Source organism: Novosphingobium malaysiense, assembly GCF_000802225.1.
In the GTDB taxonomy this organism is placed as follows: Bacteria; Pseudomonadota; Alphaproteobacteria; order Sphingomonadales; family Sphingomonadaceae; genus Novosphingobium; species Novosphingobium malaysiense.
In genome coordinates, this window is the sequence record NZ_JTDI01000002.1 from 121,938 (window position 1) to 139,900 (window position 17,963).

Genomic DNA, 17,963 nt, shown 5'->3' on the forward strand with positions numbered 1-17,963 from the left:
CAGGGGATTATGTAATGAGGGTACTGCCTTCAATGCGGCGGTGGTCTGCGAGCCTCGTTCTGGGGCTGGTGCTGTCGCTCACGGCGCAAAGCGCGGACGCGAAGAAAAAAGACAAGGATGAGAAGACCGCCGAGCGGCCCTATCCGTCCACCTACAAGCCCTATCCCGGACGGCCCACGGCGCTTGTCGGCGCGACCGTCTATGACGGACGCGGCGGGCGGATCGATGACGGGACGGTGCTGTTTGCCGACGGCAAGCTGGTCGGCATCGGCGGGGCCGACATGGCCGTGCCCGAAGGCTACGACCGGATCGACGCGCGCGGCAAGTTCGTCACCCCCGGCGTGATCGACGCCCACTCGCACCTCGGCGATTATCCCAGCCCGGCAGTCGAGGCGCTTTCGGACGGCAACGAGGCGACGGCTCCGACGACGCCCGATGTCTGGGCCGAACATTCGGTCTGGCCGCAGGATCCCGGCTTCACCCGCGCGCTCGCCAATGGCGGGGTGACCAGCCTGATGATCCTGCCCGGCTCGGCCAATCTCATGGGCGGTCGCTCGGTCACGCTCAAGAACGTGCCCAGCCTGACGGTGCAGGGCATGAAGTTCCCGAACGCGCCCTATTCGCTGAAGATGGCCTGCGGCGAGAATCCCAAGCGCGTCTACGGCAGCAAGGGCCAGAAGCCCTCCACCCGCATGGGCAACTTCGCGGTCAACCGCCAGACCTGGCTCGACGCCAAGGCCTACATGGACGATGCCGATGCGGACCGCGATATCGGCAAGGATACGCTCGCAGGCGTGTTGAAGGGCGACATCCTCGTTCAGAACCACTGCTACCGTGCCGACGAGATGGCGCTGGTGATCGATATGGCCAAGGAAATGGACTACAAGGTCTCCGCCTTTCACCACGCGGTCGAAAGCTACAAGATCGGCGATCTGCTGCGCCGGAACGACATCTGCTCGGCGGTCTGGGCCGACTGGTACGGTTTCAAGATGGAAGCCTACGACGGCATTCCCGAGAACGCCGCGCTGATCGCCAAGGCGGGCGCCTGCGTGATCATCCACTCCGACGATGAAAACGGTATCCAGCGGCTCAACCAGGAAGCGGCCAAGGCGCAGGCCGCCGGCAAGCGGATCGGCATCGACATTCCCGATGCGCAGGTGATCGAGTGGATCACCTACAACCCGGCCAAGGCCATGGGCATCGCCGATGAAACCGGAAGCCTCGAAAAGGGCAAGATGGCGGATGTGGTGCTGTGGAACGGCGATCCGCTCTCGGTCTACACCCGCCCCGAAAAGGTCTGGATCGACGGCGCCATGCTGTTCGATGCCGACAATCCCAAGCTGCGCCCTGTGAGCGACTTCGAGCTTGGCCAGCCCGGCGAAGGAGACGTGAAATGAGCCGTCGCGCCCAATTCGCCGCCGCCCTGGCGGCGCTCGCTCTGCCTTTCGCCGCTCAGGCGCAGGACCTTGCCATCACCAACGCCACTGTCGCGACCGGCGATGGCAGCGCGCCGATCGAACATGCCAATGTGGTCGTGCAAGGCGGCAAGGTTGTCGCAGCGGGTGCGGGTGTACCCGTGCCCGCCGGTATCCCGACTGTCGACGGCACCGGCAAGTGGGTGACGCCGGGGCTTTTCTCGGCAGTCACCGACCTCGGCCTGTGGGACGTGGAAGCGGTATCGGAAAGCAACGACACCGAAGCCGACGGTTCGCCCTTCAATGCGGCGCTGGACGTCACACCGGCGCTCAATCCGGCGAGCCAGCACATCGCCATCAGCCGCGCCGGCGGTGTGACCCGCGCGAGCGTGGCCGCGTTCAACGGCAACTCGATCTTCGCCGGGCAGGGCGCGGTGATCGACCTTGCCGATGATGCGGGGCTGGTGATGAAGCCGCGCGCCTTCCAGTTCGTCGAACTGGGCGAAGCGGGCGCGCGTCTGGCTGGCGGTAGCCGCGTCGCCGCGCATGTCGCGCTGCGCAACGCCCTGCGCGAGGCGAAGGAACTGGCGGCGCTGCCGGCAGGTTCCGCGCGCCAGAGCGATGCCATGCTCACCCGGCCCGACGCCATGGCGCTGGCCAAGGTGCTCGACGGCATCGAGCCGCTCTACGTCGGCGTCGAGCGCGCCTCCGACATCCGCGCGGTGCTTGCGCTCAAGAGCGAGTTTCCGAAGATGAACCTTGTGCTGGTCGGTGCGGCGGAAGGCTGGTTGGTCGCCCCAGAGATCGCTGCGGCCCATGTGCCTGTCATCACCATGCCGCTGCGCGATCTGCCCGCCGAGTTCGAGATGCTGGCCGCCACGCAGTCCAATGTCGGGCGCATGAAGAAGGCGGGCGTCAAGGTCGCCATCGGCATGTTTACCGGCGGCAATCAGCCCCGCTATGCGCCGCAACAGGCGGGCAACCTCGTGGCCCTCACCAAGCTGCCGGGCGCGGCGGGCCTGACTTGGGGCGAGGCCTTCGCCGCGATCAGCTCGATCCCGGCCGAGATCAGCGGCTTTGCCGGCAAGGCCGGCGTGCTGGCGCCGGGCGCCGTGGGCGACGTGGTGCTGTGGGACGGCGATCCGCTCGAACTCTCCTCGGCACCGCAAGAGGTGTGGATCGATGGCGTCAAGCAGCCGCTCGAAAACCACCAGACCCGCCTGCGCGACCGCTACAAGGATCTGGACCGGACCTATCTGCCCAAGGCTTACGATTGGTAGGCAACATCGGCTCGGTGAGCCTGTAACGGACGGCTACAATCCTCTGGCTTCGAGCCAGGCGATTGTGGCCGTTTGTGCAGGGGCCGTGAATGCGGCTGATGCCCTTCTTCGTCAGTGTGCTGACGAAGCTCAGGCCCGCGCTTCTTCCACCCCGGCGCTGTTGTGGCGCAGGGCCTTCAGCACGGTATCGACGATCTGCGGCGCATTGAGGCCGGCTTCGTCGTATTGCGCCTCGGGCTTGTCCTGATCCTGGAACAGGTCCGGCAGGCGCATGGTGCGGATCTTGAGGCCGGCGTCGGTCAGGCCCTCGTCGCTCGCCATGGTGAGGACGTGCGAGCCGAGGCCGCCGATGGAGCCTTCCTCGACCGTCACCACGACGTCGTGGCTGAGCATCAGCTTGCGGATCAGGTCGCTGTCGAGCGGCTTGGCGAAGCGAAGATCGGCCACTGTCGCGGAAAGGCCCTTGGCGTCGAGCGTGTCGGCGGCCTTGAGTGCCTCGCCGAGGCGCGTGCCGAGCGAGAGGATCGCCACCTTGCTGCCTTCGCGCACGATCCGGCCCTTGCCGATCTCGAGCAGTTCGGGGGTTTCGGGCAGGGCGACGCCGGTGCCGTTGCCGCGCGGATAGCGGAAGGCGATGGGCCCCGCGTCGTACTGTGTGGCGGTGTGCGTCATATGCACCAGTTCCGCTTCGTCCGCAGCGGCCATGACCACCATGTTGGGCAGCGTCGCCAGATAGGTGATGTCGAACGAGCCGGCGTGCGTCGCGCCGTCGGCGCCGACCAGTCCGGCGCGGTCGATGGCAAAACGAACCGGCAGGTTCTGGATCGCCACGTCATGGACGACCTGGTCGAAGGCGCGCTGCAGGAAGGTGGAATAGATCGCGCAGAACGGGCGCATGCCCTGCGCGGCAAGGCCGGCAGCGAATGTCACCGCGTGCTGCTCGGCAATGCCGACGTCGAATGAGCGTTCGGGAAAGGCGGCAGCGAACTTGTCGAGGCCGGTGCCGGAGGGCATGGCCGCGGTGATAGCGCAGACGCGGTCGTCCTGTTCGGCTTCGGCAATCAGCGCCTTGGCGAAGACGGACGTGTAGCTGGGCGGGCCGGCCGGGCTCTTCGCCTGTTCGCCGGTCACGACGTTGAACTTCTGTACGCCGTGATACTTGTCCGCCGCGTTTTCCGCGGGTGCGTAGCCTTTGCCCTTCTGCGTGACCACGTGGATCAGGCAGGGCCCTTCGGCCGCGTCGCGCACGTTCTCGAGCACCGGGATCAGCTGGTCGAGATTGTGCCCGTCGACCGGGCCAACATAATAGAAGCCCAGTTCCTCGAACAGGGTGCCGCCCATCGCCATGCCGCGCGCGAACTCGTCGGTCTTCTTGGCGGCGCGGTGCAGGGCATCGGGCAGGCGGCGCGAGATCTTGCGCGCCAGCTGGCGCATGTTGAGGAACGGCTGCGAGGAAACGAGCCGGGCGAGATAGGCCGAAAGGCCGCCCACGGGCGGCGCGATCGACATGTCGTTGTCGTTGAGGATTACCACCAGGCGATTGCCGGCCTCGCGTGCGTTGTTCATCGCCTCGTAGGCCATGCCCGCGCTCATCGCACCATCGCCGATCACGGCAATGCCCCGGCCCGGTTCGCCCTTCAGCTTGTTGGCGACGGCAAAGCCCAGCGCGGCGGAAATCGAGGTGGAACTGTGCGCGGCGCCGAACGGATCGTATTCGCTCTCGCTGCGCTTGGTGAAGCCGGACAGGCCGCCGCCCTGGCGCAGGGTGCGGATGCGATCGCGCCGTCCGGTCAGGATCTTGTGCGGGTAGGCCTGATGGCCAACGTCCCAGACCAGACGGTCGTCGGGTGTGTTGAAGACATAGTGGATCGCCACGGTCAGTTCGACGACGCCAAGCCCCGATCCGAGGTGGCCCCCGGTCTGCCCCACAGCGGAAATCATCTCCTCGCGCAACTCGTCGGCGAGCTGGCGCATCTGGCCGGGCTTTAGTTGGCGGAGATCCTTGGGGGTGGAAACCGTGTCGAGCAGTGGTGTGGCCGGTGTGGCATTCATCTCTTGGGCCTTACACGCTTGTGACAGTCATGTCGATTGACAGCGGATGTCATGACTACGGCGTCTTTGTATCCGCGTCAGTTGCAGTCTGCGCAGGTTCCGCGCAGTTCGACCACGGGGCGCACGTCGGCGAACCCATTCTCGCGCGCGGCGCCGATGAGCGCGCCGGTCAGGCGGTCATCGTCGATGTGCACGGCCTTGCCGCAGCTGTCGCAGATCAGGAAGATGCAATCGTGACGGCAGCCGGGATGGCTGTTGGCGAGATAGGCATTGGCGCTTTCGACGCGGCGCGCCAGGTTGGTCCGCACGAACAGATCGAGAATGCGATAGACGCTGTTAGGTGCGACCCGCTTGCCGCGCAGCGCGGAGACGCTTTCGGCGAGGTCGTAGGCGGAGGCGGGGCACTCACGCTCGGCCAGGGCGGCAAAGACGTCGGCGCGCATGTCGGTCCATTGTTCGCCGGCATCCACGAGGGCCGTGTGGGCAGCCTTAACGAGGCTGTCTCCGCTATGTTCGTGATGGACGTGGTGGCCTGACATGGCCCCCATATGGCGCCTCCAGGCGCGCTGCGCAATCAGTGCGGCGTTTCGGCCTGTGCCGGCGGCACGATGTTGTCGGACAGCGTGCCGCTGCCGCCGAGACCCAGAGTGGCCGCTACCAGCATGGCCCCGCCGGCGAAGCCGAGAGCGAAGAAGCGATAGAAGTCAGCCTTGAAGAGTCCCATTGGTCAGTCCGGAAAATCGCGTTGTTGCTCGATTGCGTGGCCCCACTTTCGCAATATGTCCTTTCGGTCGAGTGAATATGAGGCCGGTTCGCGCCATTGTGCGATGAACGGTTGGCCGAGTGCGACAAGTCGTGGGAACGTCTGGGCGGATCAGTGACGGAAGTGGCGCATGCCCGTGAAGACCATCGCCAGACCGGCTTCGTCGGCGGCAGCGATGACTTCCTCGTCGCGGATCGAACCGCCCGGCTGGATGACGGCGGTCGCACCCGCCTCGGCGGCGGCGAGAAGGCCGTCGGCGAAGGGGAAGAAGGCGTCGGAGGCCACGGCCGAGCCGACCGTGCGCGGCTGGTCCCAGCCGAACTTTTCCGCCGCCTCGGCGGCCTTCATCGCGGCAATGCGCGAGGAATCGCGGCGGTTCATCTGGCCGGCGCCGATGCCCGCAGTGACGCCGTCCTTTGCATAGACGATGGCGTTGGACTTGACGTGGCGGGCAACGGTCCAGGCGAACAGGCAGTCCTGCAGCTCGCGGTCCGTCGGTGCGCGCTTCGTCACGACCTTGAGATCGTCGAAGCTCACGGTGCCGTTATCGCGGCCCTGGACCAGCAGGCCGCCGGTAATCGGCTTGACGGTAAGCCCGGGGCGGCGCGGATCGGGCAGGTCGCCGGTCAGCAGCAGGCGCAGGTTCTTCTTTTTCGCGAAGAATTCGCGCGCGGCTTCGTCGGCGTCGGGGGCGACGACGACTTCGGTGAAGATCTTGCAGATCGCCTCGGCGGTCGGGCCATCGAGTGGCTGGTTGACTGCGACGATGCCGCCGAAGGCGGAAACGTCGTCACAGGCAAGGGCGCCCTGCCAGGCTTCCAGCAGGTTGTCGGCCTGGCCTACGCCGCAGGGGTTGGCGTGCTTGACGATAACCACGGCCGGCTTCTGACCCTTGAATTCGGCAGCGAGCTCGAAAGCGGCGTCGGCATCGTTGTAGTTGTTGTAGGACAGCTCCTTGCCCTGGACCTGCTCGGCCTGCGCAAGTCCCTCGGTGTAGGGCCCGGCGGGCGTATAGAGCGCGGCCTTTTGATGAGGGTTCTCGCCATAGCGCAGTTCATTGGCGATCCGGCCGTTGACGGCCAGCATCTCGGGGAACTGCTGCCCCTGGTCGGCAAAGGCGAACCACTGCGAGATCATCGAATCGTAGGCCGCGGTCTGCGCGAAGGCGCGTGCAGCCATCAGCTTGCGGAAGGGCAGGGTGGTGCAGCCGCCGGTCGCTTCCAGCTCCACCAGAAGACCCTCGTAGTCGCGCGGATCGGTGACGATGGTGACGTAGGCGTGGTTCTTGGCTGCAGAGCGGACCATCGACGGGCCGCCGATGTCGATGTTTTCGATGATCGTCTCGCGGTCCGCGCCTTTCGCCACCGTGGCCTCGAAGGGGTAGAGGTTGACGATGACCAGGTCGATGGCGCCGATCTCGTGATCGGCCATGGCCTTGGCATGTTCGGGGTTGTCGCGCACCGCCAGCAGGCCGCCGTGAACCTTCGGGTGCAGCGTCTTGACGCGCCCGTCCATCATCTCGGGGAATCCGGTGATCTCGGAGATGTCCTTCACATCCAGCCCGGCATCGCGAAGCGCCTTGGCCGTGCCGCCGGTCGAGACCAGTTCCACGCCGCGATCGGCAAGAGCCTTGCCCAGTTCGGGAAGACCGGTCTTGTCGGACACCGAAAGCAGGGCGCGGCGGATCTGGACGGAATCGGTCATGGGGCAGCTTCCTTCGCGAAAGTATCTTTGGCCGCGCCCTTAGGCCCGCCGGCAGGCGGGGGCAAGGGTGCTGGCGGGCGATATCCCGGAAGGTTTCAGCTCATCTTCTTGAGCAGCCAGCCGAAGTTTCCACCCCCGCGCGAGACGAGGCCCTGGATCACCAGCTGTTGCGTCGCCTGAGGGCGGCCCTGGCCGTCCACCCAGAGCGAATCCTCGAGCTCCACCGTGCCGGCGCCGCTACGGAACTGCCAGTACGAGCCGTCGGGCAGGGCGAGCCCCGCCCCCTGGCCGTCGGGCGCCAGCGACACGTCGACATCGGGGCCCAGGTGGAAGCGGATGGCGAAACCCACTTTCCCGCGCTTGCCCTTGCGACCCGAAGGCAGGAGCAGGTCTTCGCCGCGCAGTTCCGTCCCGTCGTCCCGCAGGATCAGAATGCGCTGGTGGGTGAGGCCGTAGCGCCCCGCATAGCCGTTGTGACTCGCTTCCAGACGCGTGGCGGTGGTGCCGTTGTCTTGCGGCAGCGTCTTGCGATCGACATCGACTTCGGTAACGCCGGACCCGATCGCGCCGTTGATGAGTATGGCGGTGGAATTGGCATCGTCGAGCGTCAGCGAAGAGTGCGCCGCCGTGGCGCGCAGGCCCTGTTCCAGCCGCACAGGGACGAGGCCGCCGCCGCTTGCTGCACCGCCGCAATTTACGATCAGCCGCTGGCCGGCATGCGACAATTCGAACGCGAGGGTCGATGCGCAGCCGTAGCGGGCCTGTTGCGGCATCGGTGGCGGCGACGTGTCGAACTGGAGAATCGTCTTGGTAGCGACGACGCGCTGGTAGCCCCATTGCCGCACGTCGCGCAGCGGTCGGGTGCGCACGCCACTGGCCTTGACGAGCGCGCCGACTTCCTCGCCATCGACGGCCCAGGCGCCTTGCCAGGATCCAAGCGATCCATCGCCGTGCGTCAGCGTGAGCAGCGGCGGCACCAGCATCTCCACCACGCGCTCCATGGCTTCGGGAGCATCGCGCCGGGTGGCGTGATAGCAGTTGCGCAGCCGAACGAGCAGCGCGATGGCTTCCATCTGGGCGAGCGGACTGCGCGAAAGTACGCCGCCGTCGTCGCCCATCAGTTCGCCCAGCGCCTTGATCAGGCCGGCCTCGCCGTAGAGCCTGCGCGGACGGCCGTCGGGCAGGAGCAGGCCGGCGGCAACGATCCCGCACCAGCCGGCGACTTCGGCCAACCGGTCATCCGCCCTCGTGACGTGACGGTCTAGCCAGCGTGCGGTTTCGGCGATGTGCATGAGCACCCGCGAGCGGAATGCCTTGTCGCCAGAGAGGATCAGCGGCGCGTGAACCAGCCAGTTCATCAGCCGCATCCCGGTGTTGCCGACGCTCCAGGCGGGGCCCTTTCCGGGCTTGGCCGGTGCATTGGGATTGGCCTGCAGCCAGGAGGAAAGGATGCGTTCGGCCACCGGCGCGCCTTGTTCGCGCGGCCCGCAGGCCTCGAGGTCGGTTAGCCACGAGAAGGAGTGGACGACCTTTTCCAGCGGTGGGGTGACGCGCCCGGCCCCGGCATAGTCGACATGGGCGACCGGGGTCTTGGCGCCGTGGATGAGGAAGTGTCCGGCGCGGATGGCTGTCCCGGCCACGCGATTGCCGGGCACGGTATTGCTGACCGTCGCCAGCAAGCGTGTCCGCGTCTTCTTGCCCATCGGCGAACTCAGCATGGAGCCGGGGATGCCCATGCGGTAGGCCATGCGGATCAGCCGCTCGCCCACGCCGACGGACGGCGGGGAAAAATCGGTTAGCGCGAGTTCGCGGCCGGTTTCGATGTGGTCGGGACGCAAGTCGGCCGGCTCGGCGGCGGCAGCGAGTGTGGCCGATGCCATGTCCGCTTCAGGTTCGCTCGCACTGTCAGTCAACACACCCTCCTCGGCAGCCGTCGACAAGGGAATCGCCCGGGCGTCCTCCGGGTTCCGTGTCTTTGGCCGCTGGCGGGTCTTGACGTTCACAGCTTATCCCAAACCTTTCAGCGTCTTGATGTTTTCCGCGTATTTGCCGGGGCCGCCGCGGAACGTGGCCGATCCGGCGACCAGGACGTCGGCGCCGGCCGACACGCAGAGAGGCGCCGTCTTCGCATCGACGCCGCCATCGACTTCCAGCCGTATGTCGCGACCGGACTTCTCGATCATTTTCCGCACCGCCTCGATCTTGCGCAACTGGCTGGAAATGAAGCTCTGTCCGCCGAAGCCCGGATTGACGCTCATGACCAGGACCAGATCGATTTCGTCGATCAGGTAGTCGAGCATCTTGGCCGGGGTCGCCGGATTGAGGGAGATGCCGGCTTTCTTGCCCAGGTTCTTGATCGTCTGCACCGTGCGGTGGACGTGCGGACCGGCCTCGGGATGGACAGTGATGATGTCCGCGCCGGCCTCGGCAAAGGCTTCGAGATAGATGTCGACCGGCGAGATCATCAGGTGCACGTCGAAAGGCTTTGCCGAATGCGGGCGCAGCGCTTTCACCACGGCCGGGCCGATGGTGATGTTGGGCACGAAGTGGCCGTCCATCACGTCGACATGGATCCAGTCGGCACCGGCCTCGTCGACGGCGCGTACTTCTTCACCGAGACGTGCAAAATCGGCAGACAGGATCGAGGGCGAAATCAGGGGGGCAGTCATGGTTGGAAAACGAAACTCCTTAACGCGAAAGAATAGGGCACGGGCACTTGTGCAGACAAGCGCGAGACGGGCCGTTTTCCACACGCGATATCGTCAGAAAGGCAAGTCGAGGCAGGTAATTCCCGTGTCGGTAGGCGCGGGGCACACCGGCGACTTGGCACGTGCACTCCGGGCAACGGGAAATTCAGTCGCCATTCACGGCAGTTAGGGCATTGCGCTAGGCAAGGAAACGGGCGCAGCATGAGATCATGCCGCCTTCAGGTGAATTCGACGGAACAACGGATAATAGATGACCAGGACCAATTACATTGCCAGGAATTCGGCAGGCACGAAAAAGGCCGTGGTGGCCGTGCTGGCTATCGCCGGCACGATGGGCCTTGCCGTCTCTTCTCCCGCGGTGGCGCAGTACCGCAACGAGATCCACAACGACATGAGCCGATGCACCGCGGGGTCCGGGCCTGCGGTGATGGTGACGGTGGACGGAGTCAAGGCATCGAAGGGCAACCTGCGCATTCAGACCTACCACGCCACGGCCGACGAGTGGCTCAAGAAGGGCAAGTGGCTCTCGCGCATCGAAGTTCCCGCCAAGGCCGGAACGATGACCTTCTGCCTTCCCGTTCCCGCTCCGGGGACTTACGGCGTGGCCGTGCGCCACGATCTCAACGGGAACGGCGATACGGACATCATGTCCGACGGCGGGGCGATGTCGAACAATCCGTCGATCAACATCTTCAACCTCGGCAAGCCCAGCTATTCGAAGGTCGGCGTGCCGGTAGGCAAGAGCGTCAAGTCGATCCGGATCGAGATGAAGTACATGTAGCCGGACCCTTCGCCGAAGTCCGCGCCGCGATGATGGCGCGGGCGTCGGCGAGGTCTTCCGGCTTGTCGACGTCGACGGCCGCGAGGCCGTCGCGCGCGGCGACCAGGCTGGCGTCGATGCCGATCCTGCGGCCAAGCCCGGCAATGGCTTCGGCCAGGGTCAGCCTCCCGAGCGCATAGCTCGCCAGCATTCCGATCCCGAGCCGGGCCGCGATGCGCCAGGGGCGCTTGCGGTCCGCTTCCACCATCTTCCATGTATCGATCGCCTTGCCGGCCGCTTCGCTCGCCAGCAGGAAGAGGTTGCAGCCCGACCACTGGCCATCGGCGAAGCGCAGATAGGTGCGCTTGCTGGCGGGCATCGCGGCCTCGATTGCCTCGCGCCTGGCCAGTAGAATTGCGACGTCCGTGCCCGCCGGCATGTCCTTGACGAAATCGGTTACCCATTCGGGGCGCAGCAGGGCGTGATCGCTGGTCGTGACCAGCAGCGGCGCGCCCAGCTTCTCCAGCCCGATGGCGACGCTGGCGCTGGGGCCGGATGCCGCCAGCAGCACTTCGCAGCCCAGATCCCTGGCGTGGTCCATCACTTGCGGGTCGGAGGCGACGACGGCGATCCGCTCGATTCCGGCCTCGCGCAAGGATGCAACTACCCGGGCCAGCATCGTGCGCCCGTCGATCGAGACCAATGCCTTGTGCCAGACACCTTCGGAGGCAGCGACCGGATCGGGCGGGCCGGGCCGCGATCCTGCAAGGACGAGGGCTGCCGGCTTCACGCCGCACGGCCTCCCTTGCGGCGGCGCCAGACCTGCCAGAGTACGCCCGGCGCGGCGAGGACCGGGTGGCGCTCACGCCAGGGGGTGATCACCACCGGCACGCCGGTGTGGCGCTCGATCTTCCAGGCGGCATAGCGGGCCGCCCCGTCGAACGTCGTGGAGGCCTTGAGCAGGCGCAGGACGTTGTAAGGCTTGCCGAGACGTTGCCGCCGCTTCCACCAGGCCGCCAGGGCGCTCCGTTGCTGCTTTGGCATTTCCGGGCGGATGGTACTTCCTGCCCCGCGCCCGAAGCCGATCCCCTGCGACATCAGGGCAAGCGGCAGGAGGCCGTCGAAATGCTCGCGGTTGGTAGACAGGATCGAATCCTCGCGCCCCGCCTTCTCGACGCGAAATTCGGCCGCGTAGGTGGCACGGAACAAGGCGCGCCAGTAATCTTCCGGGGTTCCCGCGTCGGGGCCGAGCGCCACGGCCAGCCGCGCCGCCGTTTCTGCCGCCCGGGCCACGGCTTCGGCGATGTCCGCGCCGGCCTGGGGATCGCGCTCCCAGGCAAGGGCGCTGGGCTGCACGAAGCGGGCCCAGATGGTCGTGTCGAGCAATTCGCCTGACGCTGCGGCGCGGAAGGTCTCGAGCGACATCGTCGCCACCTTGGCGCGCAGGGTGCTGCCGCTGTGCGGCACTTCGTGATAGCTCACTCGCGGCCAGATCTTCTCTTCCTGATGGCCGCTGGTGAGGACATAGAAATCGAGGACGCCTTCGAGCGATCCGGTGCGCAGGTTCGATCCGTAGAAAAGCACGCCGAGAGCATCGACGGGGGCAAGCATTTCGGCAAGGGCCCGCACCTCGGGCTCGACCGGGCGGTTCAGCGCTGCCGTTACCCGCGTCTCGAGCGTTTCGGTAACGTCGAGGTCTTCGCTCATGCCGCAATGCTCCCGCAGGGGCGCCCGGAAATCAAGCGGTGCCGGTGAAAACTCAGGGGACGACGAAAGTCAGTTGCGGGCCTTCGTCGAGCACGTAGCGGCCAGCCGGAAAGGCTTCCCCGTCGAGAATGAACGGGCCGCCAAGATCGAGTTCGAGTTCGTTGGCGTGGAAGCGCTGGGCCCCCTTGCGGGTCAGGAATCGGCCATAGAGACCGAACAGAACTGCGGGCAGCAGCGCCATGACCCAGCGTACCGGCCAGTCGATCACCGCCAGCTTCAGGCCCGGTGCCGGATTGCGGCCGAAGGGGCGTGCGCCGAGCGGAAACTTCTCGAAGGTCGTGGCCACGGTCATGTAGCGTTCGTCGGCACGGCCGGGGCCCGGGTGCGGCAAGTCGCGGCCGGTGTGCCGGTCGACGATGCGCGTGCGCGTGCACTTGCGCCAGGGATTGTTCGCGCGCCCGAACAGGGCCTGCACGATGCTCCACAGGATGGTCAGGCCCACGGCAAAGCTGTTGAAGGCCCCCCGGCGGTGGGCTTCCTGACCGGCTTCGGTGGCCATCGAAAACACCCCGGTGCCGAGAATGAATCCCTGCACGCAGCGTCCTTCGCCGCGTTCCTGCATCGAGGTAATGCGCAGCGGGCGGCGCGTCACGGTATAGCCTTCGTGCGCGGCCGCGAGCGCTTCGGCCAGTGACCAGTGATTGGGCAGGCCCAGGTCAACCGTCAGGGCATTGGTCTTGCCCTTCGGCAGCACGATCAGGGTGGGCCACTCGTCGCCGAAGATTTCCGCGCCGCATGAAAGCACGTCGCGAACGGTGCCGTCGCCGCCATCGACCACCAGATAGTCGATCCCGCGGCGGGCGAAGCCGGCCAGCGTGTGGAACAGGTCCTCGCGCGTGCGCGGCGTTTCGGTGAGGATGTTGGAGCAATCCTCCATTTCCGCAGCTACGCCCTTGTTGCGGTGGCTGCGGGGATTGCGCACAATGCCGACGAGCGGAACGGAGCGTCCGCGATGGGCACGACGCATCGGACCCGTGTAGTCGGGCCGCGTACTCTTGCCGAACAGCGGCAGGGTTTCAAATTCGTAAATGGATCCGTGCACGGGCGCTATGTAGGGGCACCCGATCGCAAAATCACCAAGAAACATCATGTGACACATGAAAGTTACAGTTCTGTGGCGCTTGTTGCATGGCTGCCACGCGCGGCGGGTTGAGATTGCCAGTCCGAGCGGGCTCGACTACGGGGCCGCGCATGAACAGCACTCCCTCCGCCCTGGCCGTCGTCACGATCGGCTCCAATTCGGTAAAGCTCTGGGGCCTCACCATGGGCGAAAGGGTGAGCCGCGTTGCGCGCGCAGCGAAGCTGACCCCGGCGGATACCGTGCCGGCTGCTCCCGCAATCCTCTCCAATGCCGACCACGCCTGGGATCCGGCATGGTTTCGCCACATCGTCACCCAGCCGGGCATGGTGCTGACACTGGGCGGCGTTCCGGCGCTCGCCCATGCCGCCGATGCCGGACAGACCGCGCGAATCGCCGAGGCCATGGCCGCCGGCACTCCGCTGTCCGATGAGGCCGGGCTGACGGTCGTCGCCTACGAGGGCGGACCGACCATCGAGAACAAGCAGCTCCGGAAACGCGAGACGCCGTTCCTGATGACGCTGACGCCGGCATCGGTGCGCGCGATCGAGCGGGCCAGCTATTTCGGCGCCTACAAGGGCGTGACCGACCTGCTCACCAAGTACCTGTGGCCCGAATGGGCGCTGGTGCTGACGCGGATCTGCGCGAAGTGGCACATCACGCCCAACATGGTGACCGCCGTCGGCGCAGTGTTCTGCGTGATTGCCACGGTCCTCTTCGCCTATGGCCACTACTGGGCGGGCATGGCGTCCGGGCTGGTGTTCATGGTGCTCGATACCGTGGACGGCAAGCTCGCGCGCTGCACGATCACCTCGTCCTACTGGGGCAACATCTTCGACCACGGCATGGATCTGGTCCATCCGCCGTTCTGGTGGTGGTTCTGGGCGACCGGCCTCGCCTATTGGGGGCTAGGCTACGACAGCGAGACCTTCTGGCTGGTGCAGGCCGCGATCCAGGGCGGCTATGTTGTCCAGCGCGTGATCGAAGGCGTGTTCATGCGCCAGAACGGGATGATGCACATCCACGTGTGGCGCAAGTTCGACAGCAATTTCCGCCTGATCACCGCGCGGCGCAATCCGAACATGGTGATCCTGTTCGTCTCGATGCTCTTCGCGCGGCCCGATCTGGGGCTGATCGCGGTTGCCTGGTGGACGGTCGTGTCGTGCCTCGTCCACGCCGTGCGGCTGGTGCAGGCATGGATCGTGCGCGCTCGCGGCGGTACGATCACCTCATGGCTGTCCGAGGCCTGAGCAAAGGAGACGCCGATGAACGTGACCATGGAGAAATTCGGATACCCGGCAACGCTGGTGGCCGAGTTCGAACACTGGGTCGTCCTCGCCCGCCCTGCTCAGCCGACGCTGGGATCGCTGGTGCTGGCGGCGAAGTCCGACGTCACGGCCTTCGGCGATCTACCGCAGGAAGCCCATACCGAACTCAAGCAGGTGACCACCGCGATCGAGGCGGCGCTGGGCAAGGCGGTGTCCTACGCCAAGCTCAACTACCTGATGCTGATGATGGTGGACCCCAACGTCCATTTCCATGTGATCCCGCGCTACGAGGGCGCGCGCGAGTGGCAGGGCCGCGAATTCGTGGACGTGGGCTGGCCCAAGGTGCCCGACCTCGGCCATGCCGTCGCGCTGGAGGGCGAGGACCTTGCCGCGCTCGTCGCATGGCTGAAGGGCCACTTCGCCTAGCCAGCGGGTGTATCGCGCTTAGTCCGGAAGGCTAAGGACGAGCGGTTCTCCATTCAGATTTCGCTCTAGCCCTCGTTGGCCTTGCGGGCCCGCGCCACGGCCTGCTGCATGGTCTTGAGGTCGGCGGCGCCGGGAACGACATAGGTGCCGACCAGCATGCCGGGCGTTCCTTCCAGCCCCATGATCTTGGCAAAGCGGTAGTTGCGCACGAGCAGGGCATCGATCTCGGCCTTGTGCGTCTTCATGTCCGCCTGCAGCCGGTTCCAGTCGACCTTCGCGTTGCGCGCGGCCAGCTTCACCGAAGCCGCATCCAGCCGCACCGGGCCGCTCATCAGCGCGACATGCATGGCGCCATGCCGGTTCTGGTACTGCGCGGCGATGGCGGCCCGCGCGGCGAGCACCGAGGCCTGCCCCTGGATCGGCCAGTCGCGATAGACCACGCGCACTTTCGGATCGGCCGCGATCAGCGCGTCGAGCGTGCTGTTGAAGCGGCGGCAGTAGGGGCACTGGTAGTCCGAGAACAGCACCACCGTGACATCGCCGTTGCGCGCGCCCGCGACCGGCGCAAGCGCATCCGTGCGGATCTGCTCGCGCAATTGTCGGGCTTCGGCAGAATCGGCCGCGTTGCCTTTCTCTTGTGCGGAAGCGGCAACCGGGGGCAGGCCGGCGAGAGCGATCAGGGCCGCGCCTGTGAGCGTGCGCAGCAGAGGGCGGATCATTGCAGGGTCCTTTCCAGAGCCTTGATCTGCGCAGCCAGCTCTGCGCGCGAAATCTCTCCGACGTGGGTGGACACGATCATGCCCGAACCGTCGATGAACAGCGTGGTGGGCAAGGCTCTCGTATCCAGCGCCGGGATCGCCTGCCCTTGCGGATCGACGAGTACCCGCTTGCCGGAAAGCCCTTCGTTTTCGAGGTATTCGCGGATGCGCGGCAGGTCTTCCCCCGCATTGGCGAGATAGACCGGGATCGTCGCGTCGCGGGCGACATCCACCACCATCGGCATTTCGCGGCGGCAGGGGCCGCACCAGGTCGCCCAGATATTCAGCACGAAGGGGCGGCCACGCAGGTCGTCCAGCGCCACGGTGTCGCCGTCCAGCGTGGAAAGCACGAGGTCCGGCGGCAGGGGATGCGGGGCCGGGCGCGTCATCGGGGTGAGAAAGCTCGCTGCCAGCGCCAGTCCCAGCGCCGCCCCGCCAAGCAAGAATGCCGAGCGTCTCCGGCGCAACATCACGAAAATCGTCACGAGCGCGGCCAGCACGCCGGGCCAGAGGGCAAAGCCGCCCTGCCACACGGCCATCGCCGACAGGGGCTCGGTGCGATAGGCGTCAAGATTGGCGAGAACGAAACCCACCCGCGCCGTCACCAGTCCGATCAGGACAGCGCGCCATGCGACCGTGTCTGCACGGGTCGACGTGCGCTGCGCAATCCGGCCCCCAAGGAACAGGAACGCGCCGATCAGCACGAGCGCGATGAGTCGCTCGGTTACAAGCATCAGCGGGCCGAGGGGAATGGAGCTCACGACGCGGGGGCCTCGCTACCGTCCGAGACATGGTCCGGATGGCGGTACTCCGGCACGAAAAGCACGATCAGGGCGGCAAGTCCGGTGCAGGCGGGCACCGTCGCCAGCGCCAGCGCGAAGTTGCCGCCCGCGGCATCGGCCAGATAGCCGACCAGCGGCTGGAAGATGAGAGCGCCGGCAATGCCGATCATGTTCACGAAGGCCACCGCAGTACCGACCACATCGTTGGCCAGGCCTTCCTTGGCCATGGCGAACGTCAGCATCTGGAAGCCGCCGAAGAAGCCTGCCGCGAGCAGCAGCGCGCCCTCGGTGAAGGCCGATACCTGCACGTAGAGCACTGCGAGATAGGCGAGACCCGTCAGCACGGCGCCGCCTAGCACGAGGTACTTGCGGTGGCCGAGCAGGTCGGAAATCCAGCCGCCGGCAATCGAGCCCAGCGCCATTCCCCAGAACACCATCGAAACGATCGTCTCCGCTGCGATCTGCGAGCGGTGGTGGTCGTGTACGAGTTCGGTGGTGCCCCATAGCCCGGCATAGACGTTGACCGGCATGTAGAAGAGCATGCCGACGACCGAAAGCGCCCAGATCCGGCCATCGCCGAGTACCGTGGCGAGGCTCTGCCGCACGTGTTCGACCGCTCCGGTCTCGGCATCGCTTGCCGGCGATGTCGGTTCGCGCAGGAACAGCAGGGCGGCGGCGAAGATGCCCAGCCCGAGCAGGCCCGTCGCCGCGAAAACGAGGCGCCAGCCTGCGGTCTCGATGAAGTCGGAAAGCAGCACGGCGCCGATTGCCGCGCCGACCATGCCCATCGCGTTGACCGCGCCGGACAGCAGCGCGAAGCGTTCGGGCGCGAACCAGTGGTTCACCAGCCACAGTGCGGAGACGAAGGCGAAGGAGGCGCCGAAGCCGGTCAGCAGTCGTCCGGCGGCGGCGATGCCGACCACGTTGGTCGCTGCGAACAGCAGCACTCCGGCCGCGCAGCACAGGCTGCCGCCGATCACGAACGTGCGCGCGCCCAGCCGGTCCAGCACCAGCCCGACGACGATCTGCATCGGCGCGTAGATCCAGAAGAACAGGCTGGAAAGCGTGCCGAAGCCGGAATCGGTCAGCCCGAAGAAGTGGGCGATCGTCGCCGTGTCCAGGCTCGGTTCGATACGTGCGACGAACTCGAACAGGAAAAAGCTCGAGCCGATGACGAAGGCGATCCAGGCGGCACGCATGAT

The 17,963-nt window shown here is 66.3% G+C and carries 17 protein-coding genes; 5 read left to right on the top strand and 12 right to left on the bottom strand.

Annotation, left to right across the window (positions count from 1 at the left end):
- The first annotated feature begins 14 nt into the window (after positions 1-14).
- Both LK12_RS05495 and LK12_RS05500 read left to right on the top strand, forming a co-directional pair.
- Positions 15-1,397: an amidohydrolase gene (locus LK12_RS05495; protein WP_039280579.1), complete on the top strand. Its 1,383-nt coding sequence runs from the start codon at positions 15-17 to the stop codon at positions 1,395-1,397.
- Positions 1,394-2,695, top strand: coding sequence for an amidohydrolase family protein (locus LK12_RS05500; protein WP_039280581.1), 1,302 nt, complete (start codon positions 1,394-1,396; stop codon positions 2,693-2,695). The genes LK12_RS05495 and LK12_RS05500 overlap by 4 nt, the downstream gene beginning before the upstream one ends.
- Positions 2,696-2,824: 129 nt before the next feature.
- On the opposite strand, the gene dxs is transcribed toward LK12_RS05500, so the two are convergent.
- From dxs to rpe, 6 genes are all read right to left on the bottom strand, one after another.
- Complete coding sequence (gene dxs / locus LK12_RS05505; RefSeq protein WP_039280583.1) at positions 2,825-4,747, bottom strand: 1-deoxy-D-xylulose-5-phosphate synthase; 1,923 nt, start codon at positions 4,745-4,747, stop codon at positions 2,825-2,827.
- Positions 4,748-4,824: 77 nt separating this feature from the next.
- Positions 4,825-5,286 (bottom strand): Fur family transcriptional regulator, encoded by a 462-nt coding sequence (locus tag LK12_RS05510; RefSeq protein WP_039281489.1) that lies wholly within the window; start codon positions 5,284-5,286, stop codon positions 4,825-4,827.
- A 35-nt stretch (positions 5,287-5,321) separates the two neighbouring features.
- On the bottom strand, positions 5,322-5,471 hold the full coding sequence (locus tag LK12_RS24885; RefSeq protein WP_197063477.1) for a hypothetical protein: 150 nt from the start codon (positions 5,469-5,471) through the stop codon (positions 5,322-5,324).
- A 150-nt stretch (positions 5,472-5,621) separates the two neighbouring features.
- Entirely contained in the window at positions 5,622-7,214 is a 1,593-nt protein-coding gene (purH, locus tag LK12_RS05515; protein WP_039280586.1) for a bifunctional phosphoribosylaminoimidazolecarboxamide formyltransferase/IMP cyclohydrolase, read from the bottom strand.
- A gap of 95 nt (positions 7,215-7,309) precedes the next feature.
- A complete protein-coding gene (locus LK12_RS05520) occupies positions 7,310-9,094 on the bottom strand; it encodes a heparinase II/III family protein (protein WP_231568278.1) in 1,785 nt (594 codons plus the stop codon).
- A 126-nt stretch (positions 9,095-9,220) separates the two neighbouring features.
- Complete coding sequence (rpe, locus tag LK12_RS05525) at positions 9,221-9,883, bottom strand: ribulose-phosphate 3-epimerase (RefSeq protein ID WP_039280589.1); 663 nt, start codon at positions 9,881-9,883, stop codon at positions 9,221-9,223.
- Between the two features lie 289 nt (positions 9,884-10,172).
- On the opposite strand from rpe, the gene LK12_RS05530 reads away from it, so the two are divergent.
- Positions 10,173-10,703, top strand: coding sequence for a DUF2141 domain-containing protein (locus tag LK12_RS05530; protein WP_039280591.1), 531 nt, complete (start codon positions 10,173-10,175; stop codon positions 10,701-10,703).
- On the opposite strand, the gene LK12_RS05535 is transcribed toward LK12_RS05530, so the two are convergent.
- From LK12_RS05535 to LK12_RS05545, 3 genes are read right to left on the bottom strand one after another with little or no spacing between them, the layout of a single operon-like run.
- Entirely contained in the window at positions 10,669-11,472 is an 804-nt protein-coding gene (locus tag LK12_RS05535) for a nucleotidyltransferase family protein (RefSeq protein WP_052223202.1), read from the bottom strand. The genes LK12_RS05530 and LK12_RS05535 overlap by 35 nt on opposite strands.
- Positions 11,469-12,389, bottom strand: coding sequence for a hypothetical protein (locus tag LK12_RS05540; RefSeq protein WP_039280593.1), 921 nt, complete (start codon positions 12,387-12,389; stop codon positions 11,469-11,471). Before LK12_RS05540 ends, LK12_RS05535 begins: the two co-directional genes overlap by 4 nt.
- 52 nt (positions 12,390-12,441) lie before the next feature.
- A complete protein-coding gene (locus LK12_RS05545) occupies positions 12,442-13,491 on the bottom strand; it encodes a diacylglycerol kinase family protein (protein WP_039281495.1) in 1,050 nt (349 codons plus the stop codon).
- Positions 13,492-13,640: 149 nt separating this feature from the next.
- On the opposite strand from LK12_RS05545, the gene LK12_RS05550 reads away from it, so the two are divergent.
- Both LK12_RS05550 and LK12_RS05555 read left to right on the top strand, forming a co-directional pair.
- A complete protein-coding gene (locus LK12_RS05550) occupies positions 13,641-14,777 on the top strand; it encodes a CDP-alcohol phosphatidyltransferase family protein (RefSeq protein ID WP_039280595.1) in 1,137 nt (378 codons plus the stop codon).
- Between the two features lie 15 nt (positions 14,778-14,792).
- Positions 14,793-15,221 carry an HIT family protein gene (locus LK12_RS05555; RefSeq protein ID WP_039280597.1) on the top strand — a complete coding sequence of 143 codons (429 nt, stop codon included), beginning with the start codon at positions 14,793-14,795 and terminating at the stop codon, positions 15,219-15,221.
- Positions 15,222-15,286: 65 nt separating this feature from the next.
- Here the strand turns inward: LK12_RS05555 and LK12_RS05560 are convergent, their stop codons facing one another.
- From LK12_RS05560 to LK12_RS05570, 3 genes are read right to left on the bottom strand one after another with little or no spacing between them, the layout of a single operon-like run.
- Entirely contained in the window at positions 15,287-15,940 is a 654-nt protein-coding gene (locus LK12_RS05560; RefSeq protein WP_039280599.1) for a DsbA family protein, read from the bottom strand.
- Entirely contained in the window at positions 15,937-16,740 is an 804-nt protein-coding gene (locus LK12_RS05565) for a TlpA disulfide reductase family protein (RefSeq protein ID WP_052223203.1), read from the bottom strand. The genes LK12_RS05560 and LK12_RS05565 overlap by 4 nt, the downstream gene beginning before the upstream one ends.
- Positions 16,737-17,960, bottom strand: coding sequence for an MFS transporter (locus LK12_RS05570; protein WP_039280601.1), 1,224 nt, complete (start codon positions 17,958-17,960; stop codon positions 16,737-16,739). Before LK12_RS05570 ends, LK12_RS05565 begins: the two co-directional genes overlap by 4 nt.
- Between the last annotated feature and the right edge of the window lie 3 nt (positions 17,961-17,963).